We start from the raw sequence: 14419 nt of genomic DNA, 5'->3' as shown, positions 1-14419 counted from the left end.
GGGCCGCAAGAGGCATCGGCGAGGTCACAGAAATCGCCCACACAGGTGAGCGGATCCCCCTTGACAGTACCTCCGGCGCTGGTTACGACGCCTGCCCGTCCCGCGTCGGCATCGCGTCGGGGACATGAAACAATTGTGACTGGCTCACCGGTATCGACAGGGACCAGGAGACACGCCACGATGCGTATCGGAGTTCTCACCGCAGGCGGCGACTGCCCCGGCCTGAACGCAGTGATCCGGTCGGTCGTGCACCGCGCGATCGACAACTACGGCGACGAGGTCATCGGCTTCGAGGACGGCTACTCGGGCCTGCTCGACGGCCACTACCGCACCCTCGACCTCAACGCGGTCAGCGGCATCCTGGCCCGCGGCGGCACCATTCTCGGCTCCGCCCGGCTGGAGCGCGACCGGCTCCGCGAGGCATGCGAGAACGCCTCGGACATGATCCACGACTTCGGTATCGACGCGCTGATCCCGATCGGCGGCGAGGGCACGCTCACCGCGGCGCACATGCTGTCCGAAGCGGGCCTGCCCGTGGTCGGCGTGCCGAAGACGATCGACAACGACATCTCCTCCACCGACCGCACCTTCGGCTTCGACACGGCGGTCGGTGTGGCGACGGAGGCGATGGACCGCCTCAAGACCACCGCCGAGTCCCACCAGCGGGTGATGGTCGTCGAGGTCATGGGGCGGCACGCGGGCTGGATCGCCCTGGAGTCCGGCATGGCGGCCGGCGCCCACGGCATCTGCCTGCCCGAACGTCCCTTCGACCCGGCCCAGTTGGTCAAGATGGTGGAGGAACGCTTCGCCCGCGGCAAGAAGTTCGCGGTGATCTGCGTCGCCGAGGGCGCGCACCCGGCCGAGGGCACCATGGACTACGGCAAGGGCGAGATCGACAAGTTCGGCCACGAGCGCTTCCAGGGCATCGGCACGGCCCTGGCGTACGAGCTGGAGAGCCGCCTCGGCAAGGAGGCCAGGCCGGTCATCCTCGGCCACGTCCAGCGCGGCGGCGTCCCCACGGCGTACGACCGTGTCCTCGCCACCCGCTTCGGCTGGCACGCGGTGGAGGCCGCGCACCGGGGCGAGTTCGGCAAGATGACCTCGCTGCGCGGCACGGACATCGTGATGGTGTCGCTGGCGGAGGCGGTCACCGAACTGAAGAGGGTCCCGAAGAACCGCATGGACGAGGCGGAGTCGGTCTTCTAGAGGCTTCGAGAGGCGGTCCCTCACCGGCCGCCGTCCGCTCACCCGCGTCGCCGTGACCGCCGCCCCGGCCGAGGGCGGCGGCCACCTGGTCCCGGCGGTCCTGGTGCAGCCGGTGGAAGGCCCCCTTCCACCGGCCGCCGATCCAGAGCGTTCCGCTGGGCGTAAGCCGGGGAGCACGAACTGGCTCATGCCGGCCGGCTGGAGCTGCCGAACTTCCGGTCGACACCCGTGCTGATGCGACTGCTCGATGCCGCGGTCCTGGACCAGGCGCCGAGCCGCCGCGCCCGCTGCCGCGCCGCCCACTGGGCGCTGCATCCCGTGCCTTTACTGCTGCCGGTCGCACCGCCCGTACTGCGGCTGACCGCCCTGGTACTGGCCGCACATGTCTCCGTCCATGCCGAACACTGCATCGACATGGACATCCTCACCGGGTCTGTCCAACGAACGGCCCTGTCTCACATTCGGTGGTGACGGAGAGTCGTGAGGTTCGTTGCCCTTCATGTGGTGGATGTCAACGAGCTTGTGCAGACGGTGTTTTCGGGTCTGTCCCCGCTGGTCGTGGAGGATGTGGCCGACGAGGGTGAGCGGATCGTGGTGCGGGCCCGGACGCCGCTGGACACCGCGGTCTGCCCAGCATGCGGGGCGTCGTCGGGACGGGTGCACGGCTATCCCTGGCGGACAGTGGCCGACGTTCCGGTCGACGGGCGACGGGTGGTGGTCCGTGTGCGGGTGCGGCGCCTGGTGTGTCCCACGCGAGGCTGCCGCCACACCTTCCGCGAACAGGTGCCCGGCATGCTGGAGCGATACCAGCGACGCACCGCTCGTCTGACCAGGCAGGTCAAGGCCGTGGTCAAAGAGTTAGCGGGCCGGGCGGGATCACGTTTGCTGGCGATACCCGCGGTGGGCCTGTCCCGTCACACGGCCCTGCGCACCCTGCTGCGCATCCCGTTGCCCACCGGTCGGGTGCCCCGCGTGATCGGCGTGGACGATTTCGCCCTGCGCCGGCGCCACCGCTACGCCACCGTGATCATCGACGCCGAGACCCATGAGCGGATCGACGTGCTGCCCGACCGCACGGCCGACACCCTGGAAGCGTGGCTGCGCGGGCATCCGGGCATCGAGATCGTGTGCCGCGACGGCTCAGCCACCTACGCCGAGGCCATCCGCCGTGCTCTGCCTGACGCGGTGCACGTCGGTGATCGCTGGCATTTATGGAAGAACCTGTGCGAAGCCGCCCTGAGCGAGGTGAAGGCACACAGTGCCTGCTGGGCCACCGTACTGGACGCGCCGATCTACGACGGGCCCCGCGCTCAGACCACCCTCGAACGCTGGTATCAGGTTCATGGCCTGCTCGAGAAGGGCGTGGGCCTGTTCGAATGCGCCCGCCGCCTGCAACTGGCCCTGAACACCGTCAAACGCTACGCCCGAGCCGACCGGCCCGAGCGCATGCTCCGCGTCCCCAAGTACCGTGCCAGCCTGGTCGATCCCTACCGCGAGCACCTGCGCAAACGCCGAAGTGAAGACCCCGGCGTCCCCGTCCGGCACCTCTTCGAAGAGATCAAGACCCTCGGCTTCACGGGCTGCCTGAACCTTCTGCACAAGTACATCAACCAAGGCCGCGCGGACGCCGACCGCAGCCATATCTCGCCACGCCGGCTCGCCCGGATGCTGCTGACCAGACCCGACAACCTCAAGCCCGAGCAGCACGAACTCCTGGCCAAGCTCACCGCCGCCTGCCCCGAGATGACCCAACTGGCTTCAGATGTCAGAGACTTCGCCCCGCTCCTTACGCCACACGCCGACAACGCCGATGCGCTCACGCACTGGATCGCCCAAGTCCGAACAGCCGGCCTGCCCCACCTACACGCCTTCACCCGGGGTCTGGACCGGGACATCGACGCCGTGATCGCCGGGCTCACGCTTCCGTACAGCAACGGCCCCACTGAGGGCGTCAACACCAAGACCAAACGGGTCGCACGCCAGATGCACGGACGAGCAGGCTTCACCCTGCTCCGGCACCGCATCCTCCTCGGATAACAGCACACTCCGTCACCACCGAATGTGAGACAGGGCCGCTCGTTTGACAGACCCGCGTCGCAGTGCGGTGCGTGGGCTAGCTCAACGGGCCCTCACCACAGGTCCGTTGCACTGGACCGATCTTGTGATGATGAGTTAAGTTCCCCTCCGACCAGTGACTTTCATAAAATTTTCATACTGTCAGGGGGATGTAAAGATGAGGACCCGTGCCCGTACGCGCGGCGTCGGGGGGACCCTTGCGATCGCTTTGAGTTCCATGCTCGCGGTAGGGCTGCTGCCCGGCTCCGCGGCAGCGTCCATCGGGGTGGGACCGCACCCCCAGGGCGCACCGAGCACACAGAAGGCACAGGATGCTCCGGCGGGCGCGGGGGAAGCCTCACCCGCCGAGGAAGAAGCCCGTGCGCAGGCCAAGAAGACCGGGCGCAGTGTCGAGGTCACCTCGATGCGTGGTGAAAGCCACGACGTCTTCGTGACGCCCGAGGGAGATCTGGAGGCGCGGGAGTATCTGCGTCCCGTCCGGGTCCGGATCGGCGGCGAGTGGAAGGACATCGACACCGACCTCGCGCGGAGCGATGAGGGGACCGTCGCGCCGAAGGTGACCGCCGTCGGTCTGGCGTTCTCCGGCGGCGGGGACGACGTACCACTCGTACGGATGAACAGGGCGGGCCGTGAGCTGGCTCTGACCTGGCCCGGCAGCCTGCCGGCACCCGACCTGGACGGCGCCACGGCGACGTACCGGAACGTGCTGCCGGATGTGGACCTGCGCATGGGTGCGCAGGAGGACGGGTTCACCCAGTTGCTCGTCGTCAAGTCGGCCGAGGCCGCCGCGAGCCCCGAACTCGCCGAATTGCGGTTGCGGTTGGCCGCCGACGGCATGGAGGTGAGGGAGACCGAGGGTGGCGGCCTGGCGGCGCTCGACGCGGGCGCCGGCACCGCGGTGTTCGAGGCTCCGAAGCCGCTGATGTGGGACTCAGGTACCGGCACAGGCACGGGTACCGGCGGCGAGGACAACGGCGGCGAAGCCGAACAGGCCACCGCCCTCAGTTCCGCCAGGATCCGCCCCGCAGCCCTCTCGGCCGAGCCCGTCCAGGAGGCCGCCGGCGAGCCCGGCCCCACGGAGTCCGCCAAGCTCGCCCCCGTCGCCGTGGACATCCCCGCGGGCGGACGCGAGCTGGTCCTCAGACCGGACCAGAGTGTGCTGAAGGGCAAGGACACCGCGTACCCGGTCTTCATCGACCCGCAGTGGTACTCGCCGCGTGCTTCGGCGTGGACCATGGCATCGAAGTACTGGGCGTCGTCCCCGCAGTGGAAGTTCAACGGCAAGCCGGACGCCGGTCTCGGCTACTGCGGCTGGGACTACTGCGCACCCCATGACACCAAGCGGCTCTTCTACCGTGTCCCCACCTCGAAGTTCGCAGGAAAAACGATCCTGTCGGCGGAGTTCGTGGTCCGTAACGTGCACTCGGCATCGTGCGCGAAGCGGGAGGTGCAGCTGTGGCGCACCAAGGGCATCTCGTCGTCGACGACCTGGAACTCGCAGAACGCCTCCGGATTCTGGATCAAGAAGCTGGCAACGGATTCGTTCGCCCACGGCTACTCGGGCTGCGCCGCGAAGGACGCTGAGTTCGACGTGAAGTCGGCGCTCCAGGAGGCCGCCAACGCCAAGTGGTCGACGATGACGTTCGGGATGCGCGCCAGCAGCGAGGGCGACCGGTACGGCTGGAAGCGGTTCTCGGACAAGGCGTTCCTGCGGGTGAAGTACAACCGCGCCCCGACCCAGGTGAAGATGTCACAGCTCGCCATGGAGTACGGCGGCACCTGCAAGACCCCCGGCAGCGCGCCCCGGGTGCGCACGCTCGGCAAGATCTACGCCAACAACATCACCGACCCCGACGGCGACAACATCGCCGTCCAGTTCCAGGCGAAGTGGGACACCGGTGACGGCAAGGGGCTGGTTCCCCGTTGGAGCCCGGCCAGGACGTCGTACAAGAAGTCGGGTTCCAGCTTCTCCATCGGTCTGCCGTCGTCGATTCCGGTGAACAAGCAGGTCAACTGGTACGTCCGGTCCTACGACGGGGCGCAGTACTCGCCATGGTCGTACGCGGGTGACGCGACGGCCTGCTACTTCGTCTACGACACCAGCGTGCCCAAGGCCCCGGCGATCTCTTCGGGGCAGTACCCGGCCTCCGATCCGGAGAACCCGGACGACCCCTGGTACGACGGAGTCGGCCAGTACGGCGCGTTCTCCATCGACTCGTCGTCGACGGACGTGGTCCGCTACCACTACGGGTTCAACACCGACCCCTCGGCGTCCCGGAAGATCACCACCAGTGGCGGCGCCGCCAAGTCCGTACGTCTGCTGCCCGCGATGCCGGGCCTGAACTTCGTCACCGCGCAGGCATTCGACCAGGCCGGCAACGGCTCCGAGGTCCGCACCTACCAGTTCCGTGTCAAGGCCGGGCAGCCGGAGCGGTCGACCTGGCAGTTCGACGAGGCCGCGGGCACCACCACCGCCGCCGGTACGACGACTCCGCGGACCGTGCGGACGCACGACGGGGCCACCCTCGGCGCCGAAGGCAAGAAGGGCACCGCGCTGCACTTCGACGGCACGTCCGGATACGCCGACTCCGACCTCACCGTCGTCGACACCTCCGACAGTTTCGCCGTCTCGGCCTGGGCCCGTCTCGACCGGATGCCGCAGAACGCGGCGATCATCGCGGCCCAACCGGGCAATCACTCCCCGGGTTTCGAGCTCTACTACTCCCACGAGTACAACCGGTGGGTGTTCAACCAGTACACGTCCGACACGGCCGGTGCCTCCATCGCCCGTGCCATGGCCACCACGCCGGGCGACGCGAAAGCCGGCGAGTGGACCCACCTGGTCGGCACGTACGACGGCAAGGCGAAGCAGCTGCGGCTGTACGTGGACGGCAAACTCGCCGGGTCCACCGCCTACTCCACCGCATGGGAGGCCCGGCGGGGCCTTCAGCTGGGCGCCGGCATCTACAGCGGCACCCGCAAGTCCTTCTTCCCCGGCACGGTCGACGACGTGCGGATCTTCGACCGCGCCGTCGGCGCGGCCGAGGCGGCAGCGCTTCAGCAGGGCCAGGACCTCACCAGCGGCCGGCCGGCCCGGGCGGTTTTCCCGCTGGACGAGGACGCCACCGCCACCGAGGTCTCCGGCAGGGCCGTCGAACAGCAGCTCACGCTGCACGGCGGCGTGGCCGGCGGCACGAGCGGAGTCGCGGGCAATGCCCTGACGCTGGACGGCAAGGACGACTACGCCGCCACCGAACGCCCGGTGCTGAACACCGCCGCCTCCTACACCCTGTCGGCATGGGCGAAACTGCCTGAGGGGGGCACGAGCGGCAACCGCACGGTGCTCAGCCAGAGCGGCACCTACTACAGCCCGTTCTATCTGTCCTACGAGGCGGGGGCCGACACCTGGAGCCTGCGCACGTCCCTGGAGGACGTCGAGGAGGGCAACATCCGGGACCAGGTGGTGCGAGCGACCCAGCCCGCACGGCCCGGTGAATGGACCCACCTCGTGGCCGTCCACGACGCCACCGCCCAGCAGATCCGCCTGTACGTCAACGGACGGCTCCAGGGAACCGACGACGCCCCCAGGACATGGGAGGCACAGGGACCCGTGCAGGTCGGCCGCACCATCTGGAAGGGAATCCAGGCCGACCACTTCTCCGGGAGCATCGACGACGTACGCCTCTTCGACCGGCCCGTCGCCGACGACGAGGTGCGCCAGATCTTCCAGAAGCGGCCCCTGGTCACAAGCCGCTGGACCTTTGAGACCGCCGGCGTGACCAGCCCCGTCACCACCCCGAACGCGGTGGCCGGCGGCAGCGCGCTCACGCTGAACGGCGGAGCGAAGAAGTCGGACACCGCCTTCATCGACCTCGGCGGCCTCGAACTGGACGGAGTGAAGGGCTACGCCTCCACCACGTCCGTTCCGCTCGACACCAGCGCCAGCTACACCGTCACCGCCTGGGCGCAGGCGGCCGCGCTGCCCGAGAGCGGCGTGTCACTGCTCAGCGCCGAAGGATCCACACAGAGCGCCTTCTCCGTGCGCTTCGTGCCGGACTCCGCGGACCCGGAGGCGCCTGGCCGCTGGGAGCTGGCCCTGCCGGACAAGGACGGCACGGACGCGACCGTCGTACGCGTGGCGAACAGCGAGTTCTTCGACGCGCGGGAATGGAACCACCTCGCGGTCACCTACGACGGCTTCGCCAAGCAGGCCCGCCTGTACGTCAACGGCGTCCTCCAGGTGATCTCCTGCGGTGACGCCGACGGCGAGGGACAGCCCGACGAGAGCGCATGCGCGGACCAGGTCTCCTGGGCGGAGAACACCCTGACCTTCAAGGCGGGCAAGTCCCTCCAGATCGGCCGTGCCAAGACGGACGGGGCCTGGGGCGAGTACTTCCCCGGCCTGGTCGACGACGTCTGGGCCTTCCAGGGCGCGCTCAACGACAGCCAGATAGCAGAACTCGCCGGTTCCTGGTTCGACGTGCCCACCGAGGTACCGGCCGGCAGCTGACGCCGACGGCGGGTGGTGCGCGCGGACTGCTGCGCGCGTCACCCGCCGGCACCTCCCACTCAGTCCCATCCACAGCGGTACCGGCCTGCCCGCGCGGCCCTCCCGGTGCCGCCACTCAGCCATGGACGACATAGGTATGAGACGTAAACACCTGCTTTGTTCTCGCCGTGCCCTGCACGGTTCCATATCCCTGGTCGCGGCCGTGCTCATGGTCGGCGGTCTGATCCAGGGTGCGGCCACGCCCGCGGCGGCCGCCGACAACCATCCTCTGCCCGGTGTACCGAAGGCCGACGAGCCGGTTCCCGGAGCCGGTGTCACCAAGGTCAAGCCCCGCACCCGCAGCGAGGACGCGGGCACGCCCGCAAAGGCGCCCAGGCGTGCCTGGCCGAAGACAGGTACCGCCACCGTCGAGGTGCCGAAGCGCGGCAAGCGACGAGCCGGTGACCTTCCCCTGAGCATCGCCGCGCCCGAGGAGGCCGAGGACGCCGCCGGTCCGGCCGTTCAGGTCAGCCTCCGGGATCGCGGCCAGGCGGCCCGCGCCGGGGTCGACGGTCTGCTGTTCACCCTGGAGACGCAACAGCGCCCGGAGACCGCCGGCAAGGCGACCGCTCCCGACGCCGGACCACCCGAGGCCGGGGAGGTCGCCGTCACGGTCGACTACGCGGACTTCGCCCAGACCTACGGCGGCGGTTACGCCTCCCGGCTGCACCTCGTCGAACTGCCCGCGTGTGTCCTGTCCACCCCCACCAAGGACGCGTGCCGCACGGGCACGCCGGTCGCCGTGCGCAACGACACCGACCGGCGGACCTTGACCGCGAAAGCGGTGAACCTGTCCGCCTCCGGCCTGACGGTCCTGGCCGCGGTACCCGAAACCGGCGGTGAGAAGGGCGACTACAAGGCGACGTCCCTCGCCCCGTCGGCGACATGGGACACCAACCTCAACACCGGCGACTTCACATGGTCGTACGACATGCCGGTGCCCGACGTACCCGGTGACCTCGTGCCGGAGGTGGGTCTGGACTACGCCTCGGGGACGATCGACGGCCGTACCGGCACCACCAACAACCAGGCCTCCTGGGCGGGCGACGGCTTCGACCTCTCCTCGGGTTTCATCGAGCGTCGCTACAAGTCCTGTTGGGAGGAGGGTGAGAAGAACGCCGACGGCGGCAAACCGGGAGACCTGTGCTGGTCGTACGACAACGCCTTCCTCTCGTTCAACGGCAAGGGGGGTGAACTCGTTCCCGCGGGCGGCGACGAGTTCAAGCTCCAGCGGGACGACGGAACCCGTATCACGCGACTGACCGGCGCCGACCGCGGCAACGGCGACAACGACGGCGAATACTGGCGGCTGACCACGCCCGACGGCACCCGCTACTACTTCGGCCAACACCGCCTGCCCGGCTGGACCGACGGCAAGGAGACCACCGACTCCACCTGGACGGTCCCGGTTTTCGGCAACGACAAGGGCGAGCCCTGCCACGCGTCCACCTTCGCCGGATCATGGTGTCAGCAGGCTTGGCGGTGGAATCTCGACTACGTCGTGGACACCCACGGCAACGCGATGAGCTACCACTACGGCAAGGAAACCAACTCCTACGGCCGCAACCTCAAGGCCGATGACGACACCCCCTACACCCGCGGCGGCTACCTGCGGCGCATCGACTACGGCCTGCGCTCGTCCCGCATGTATGCCGACAAGCCCTTGGCCCAGGTCGTCTTCGACACCGACGAGCGGTGCCTGCCGCAAAGCGGCGTCACCTGCGCCGCGGACACCATCGACGACAAGTCGGCCTACTGGTACGACACGCCGTGGGACCTGAACTGCAAGGCCGGTGCCAAGTGCGACAAGGGGCGCTTCTCACCGTCGTTCTGGACCCGCAAACGGTTGACCGAGGTCACCACCCGGCTTCTGAAGTCCGACGGCACCTACGGCAAGGTCGACTCCTGGAAGCTCGCTCAGCGCTGGGGCATGGCCGACACGGACTATCAGCTGCTCCTCGACAGCGTGCAGCACACCGGCCACACCGGAAGCGCGCCCATCACGCTGCCCAAAACCACCTTCGCCTACACACAGCTGGCCAACCGGCTGGACAAGGTCGGTGACGGCTACGCTCCGTTCATCAAGGCACGGTTGTCATCGGTTGCCGACGAGTCGGGCGGCCAGATCGACGTCGCCTACTCCGCGCCGGCGTGCGACGCCGACGCCCTGCCCGTCCCGCAGAGCAACTCGACCCGCTGCTTCCCGCAGTACATAGGTGGTGACAGCGACGACGGCCGGGACCTGGAGTGGTTCAACAAGTACGTCGTCACATCCGTGACCAGGACCGACCGCACCGGCGGGTCTCCGGACCAGGTGACCGCCTACGAGTACCTCGACGGTGCCGCCTGGCACTTCGACGACGACGGTCTCACCAAGGAGAAGGAGAGGACCTGGTCGCAGTGGCGCGGTTACGCACACGTCCGGGTCAAGCAGGGCGGTCAGGGCGGGGCAGCCGCCATGAAGTCGCAGCAGGACCACTTCTTCCTCCGGGGAATGGACGGCGACCGCAAGGAGCCCACGGGCGGTACGAAATCCGTCACGGTGTCCCTCGGAGCGGGGGAGGGGGATCCGATCACGGACCACGCGTCGGCCGCGGGATTCCAGTACCGGACCCTGGTCTTCGACCGTCCCGGCGGAAAGGTCCTGAGCAAGACCGTCAGCCGGCCCTGGCAGCACGAGACCGCCAAGAAGGTGCGTGACTGGGGCACGCTCACTGCCCACTTCACCGGCGCCTCCACCAGCCGGGGCTGGACCTCGCTGGACAACGGCGCAGGGGCCAAGTGGCGTACGGTCCTGAGCACCACGACCTACGACACGGTCGCCGGGCGGGTGGTCCGGGAGGACGACCGCGGGGACACCTCGACGACGGCCGACGACCAGTGCACCCGCACCACGTATGCCACCAACACCGAGAAGAACCTGCTCGTTCTGCCCTCACGTGTGGAAACCGTCGCTGTGGGATGTGACGCTCCGGTCGACCGGACCGAGGACGTCATCGAAGACGTCCGCACCGCCTACGACGGTGGCGCCTACGACGCGGCGCCGACCAAGGGCGACACCACGGCCACCGCACCACTCAAGAGCCACGACGGCACCAAGGCCACCTACCTGGAGGCCGGCGCCACCTACGACGACTACGGACGCGAACTGACGGTCACCGACCTGACCGCCGACGTGGAAGTCACCGGCGATGCCGCCCCGGTGCGCAAGGCGCGCGCCAACGGCCGGACCACCACGACGACGTACGTCCCGGCCACCGGACTGACCACCCGGACCAGGACCACGACACCGCCGGCCGACCCGGGTGACCTCACGACCGCCCAGACCACCACCAAGGACCTCGACCCCCTGCGCGGACTGCTCCTCAAGCAGACCGACACCAACGGCAACGTCACCCACTACGCATACGACGCGCTCGGCCGTTCCACCAAGGTGTGGCTCGCCGACCGCCGCACGAGCAGCGTCCCGACGTACGAGTGGGCCTACTCGGTCACCGAAGGCAAACCGGTCGCTGTCGCCACCAAACTGCTCGACAACGAGGGTGGCCAGATCACGTCGTACAAGATCTACGACGGCTTCCTCCGCGAGCGGCAGTCCCAGGAGCCCGGTCCGGACGGTGGCCGGGTCATCTCCGACAACTTCTACGACGAACGGGGACTGATCACAAAGACGTTCGCCCCCTACTACGCCACGGGCAAACCCGTCACCGAACTGTTCAAGCCCGACGACGCGCTGGCCGTGGAGACACAGACCCGCACCCTCTACGACGGCCTGGGCCGTCAGGTCGAGGAACGTCGGATCGCCGGCAACGGCGACGGCGGCACCGTTCTGTCCACGAAGAAGGTGGTCTACGGCGGTGATCGCACCACTGTGATCCCGCCGGTGGGCGACACCACCGTCACCTCCCTGGTCGACGCGCGCGGCAACGTCACCGAACTGCGTCAGCACCACACCCGCGCCCCCGAGTCCGCCTACGACACCACCACTTACCAGCACACTCCCGCAGGGGATCTGCGGAAGGTCACCGACCCGTCCGGCAACAGCTGGAGTTACACATACGACCAGCTCGGCCACCAGACGTCCTTCACCGACCCGGACCGGGGCCGCACCGACACCAAGTACGACGACCACGGTCAGGTGGTCTCGAGCACCGACCAGCGCGGCACCACCCTGTTCAACACCTATGACGGACTCGGCCGCAAGACCGAGCTGCGCGAGGGTTCCGCCGCCGGCAAGCTCCGCGTCAAGTGGACGTACGACACCGTCCCGGGTGCCAAGGGCCAGCTTGCCGAGTCGATCCGCTACGAGAGCGGCCAGGCGTACACCACCGCGGTGACCGCTTACGACAAGTTGTACCGGCCCGTCAAGACGACGACCGTGATCCCTGTCTCGGAGGGAGCGCTGGCCGGCACGTACCAGTCCGGCACCGCCTACAAGCCCTCCGGCAAGGTCGCTGCGCTCAGCTACTCCGCAGCCGGATCGCTGCCTGGCGGTTCGATCAACTACACCTACGAGGACCAGACGCTGCGTCCGACCTCCGTCTTCGGTCAGGGCATGAGCTCGACCGCCACCTACAGCCACACCGGCAAGCCACAGGTGTACACCTTCGGACTGACCGGTGGCGGAAAGAAGACACAGGTCACCAACACCTACGAGCACGGTACCCAGCGCCTGGCGACCACCCGCGTCGACCGTGAGGACCAGCCGGGCGTCGACCAGCATGTCACCTTCCGCTACGACGAGGCCGGCAACATCCTCTCCCTCGCGGACGTCTCCCGCACCGGCACCGACAACCAGTGCTTCGCGTATGACCACCTGCGCCGGCTGACCGAGGCATGGACGCAGGGCGACCCGACCTGTGCCCCCACCCCGTCCGCCGCCGAACTCGGCGGCCCGGCCCCGTACTGGCAGTCGTTCACCTACGACAAGGCCGGCAACCGGCTGACCGACGTCCGGCACGACCCGGGAGGGGACACCGCCAAGGACGTCAAGCGCACCTACGCCTACCCGGACCCGGGCACACCCAAGGCCCACCAACTGACCTCGCTCACCACCCAGGGGCCGGACGGCACCAGTCGCACCGCCTACGCCTACGACCCGACCGGCAACACCACCGAGCGCGGCGAACAACGGTTGGACTGGGATGCCGAAGGGCACCTGGCCAAGGTCACCGAACCCGTCGACGCCAAGGCGGACAAGGTCACTGAGTACCTGTACGACGCCAACGGCAACCGGCTGATCGACCGTACCGGCGACCGGACCACCCTCCACCTCGGTCACACCGACGTCACTCTCGACAAGGGCGCGACCAAACCGAAGGCAACCCGCTACATCGACCTCGGCAACGGTCACCAGGCCGTCCGCGCCGACGACGGCAGCTTCTCCTTCACCCTCGCAGACCACCACGGCACCGGCCTGCTGGCTGTCGCCGCCACCGACCTGGCCCTCACCCAGCGCCGCGTCACGCCCTTCGGCGAGACGCGCGGCAAGTCCCCGGCCACATGGCCGGGAACCAAGGGATTCATCGGCGGCATCGACGAAACCAAGGACACCGGTTTCACCCACCTGGGCGCCCGCGAGTACGACCCACGGACCGGCCGTTTCCTCTCCGTCGACCCGGTGATGGACCTGTCCGACCCGCAGCAGCTACACGGCTACACCTACGGCAACAACAATCCGCTGGTGTACGCAGACCCGGACGGGAAGTTCTTCGGCTTCCTGGAGTTGTTCAAACTGGTGAAGAAGGCGATCAATTACGTCTTCAACAAGGCTCCGAACAAGAACCCGGGCTTCATGCAACGCCGCGCGAAGGCGCCGGCCGTGCACAACGGTGGCCTGCGGGGAGCGCTCGCCCAGATCTACCCCAAGAAGGAACGCGGGGCCGTCTTCGGTAACGGCAAATTGTCGACAGCCATCATTCACGAGTTCAACACGGGGGAGCAGCTACCGGGTAAGAGGCAGCTGCACATCGAGAAGGGCTGGTCCACGATGAAGGCCCTATCGAGCGTGCTGGACAAGGATCGCAAGGCCAGAGAGGAAGGCAAGGGTCTCGAGAACCGTCTGTCCGACAGCGACCTCAAGGTCGCCAAGGCTGAGGCGAAGGAACTCTGGGACGCACTCAACTCGCGTGATGTCACCGGCAACATCAAGAAGATCATGGACAGCAACGCCGGGATGAAGAAGTCCATCACGAAGAACTTCGCGGCCGTGGCGAAGACGCCCGCGGTGAAGGACCTCACTGGTACGGAGTTCAAACCGACCCAGCACAAGGGTCCCCAGCCGGTCGGCCAGCCGACCCGGCTACGCGGTTTCTCCAGATCCCTCGGTGTCGTCGGCGGTGTCGCGATGGCCGCTCAGGCACCTTCCTACGTGCGCGAATACGGTTTGAAGGAAGGCGCGTGGGAAATGACCAAGGACATCGTGGACCCGTTCGGGTTCCACGAGGCCTTGGAATCGCCGCAGACGAGCGGAGGCGCGTGCCCTCCTGAGAGCTGCGCCTGACAGCGAGACAGACGCTGTCCCGGATGATGAGGGCGGGGACCCGTCGTGCACATCGCACGACGGTCCCCCGCCCCTGAATACGCCCC

The 14419-nt window shown here is 68.2% G+C and carries 5 protein-coding genes; all 5 read left to right on the top strand.

Annotated elements, in window-relative coordinates:
- The first annotated feature begins 180 nt into the window (after window positions 1–180).
- The 5 genes from ACIF9R_RS24220 (at window position 181) to ACIF9R_RS24200 (ending at window position 14333) form a co-directional block, all read left to right on the top strand.
- The gene (locus ACIF9R_RS24220; protein WP_399983683.1) at window positions 181–1206 is read left to right on the top strand and encodes an ATP-dependent 6-phosphofructokinase; all 1026 of its coding nucleotides are present in this window, start codon (window positions 181–183) and stop codon (window positions 1204–1206) included.
- A gap of 234 nt (window positions 1207–1440) precedes the next feature.
- The gene (locus ACIF9R_RS24215) at window positions 1441–1677 is read left to right on the top strand and encodes a hypothetical protein (protein WP_399983681.1); all 237 of its coding nucleotides are present in this window, start codon (window positions 1441–1443) and stop codon (window positions 1675–1677) included.
- A gap of 60 nt (window positions 1678–1737) precedes the next feature.
- Window positions 1738–3243: an ISL3 family transposase gene (locus ACIF9R_RS24210; protein WP_399983955.1), complete on the top strand. Its 1506-nt coding sequence runs from the start codon at window positions 1738–1740 to the stop codon at window positions 3241–3243.
- A gap of 256 nt (window positions 3244–3499) precedes the next feature.
- A complete protein-coding gene (locus ACIF9R_RS24205) occupies window positions 3500–7792 on the top strand; it encodes a LamG-like jellyroll fold domain-containing protein (protein ID WP_399983952.1) in 4293 nt (1430 codons plus the stop codon).
- 136 nt (window positions 7793–7928) lie between these two features.
- Window positions 7929–14333, top strand: coding sequence for an RHS repeat-associated core domain-containing protein (locus tag ACIF9R_RS24200; RefSeq protein WP_399983679.1), 6405 nt, complete (start codon window positions 7929–7931; stop codon window positions 14331–14333).
- The last annotated feature ends 86 nt before the right edge of the window (window positions 14334–14419 follow it).

The sequence above is a fragment of the Streptomyces sp. NPDC086080 genome (genome assembly GCF_044540255.1).
Taxonomy (GTDB): domain Bacteria; phylum Actinomycetota; class Actinomycetes; order Streptomycetales; family Streptomycetaceae; genus Streptomyces.
The sequence above is the reverse complement of the archived record's forward strand: the minus strand, read 5'-3'. Positions and strand labels throughout refer to the sequence as shown.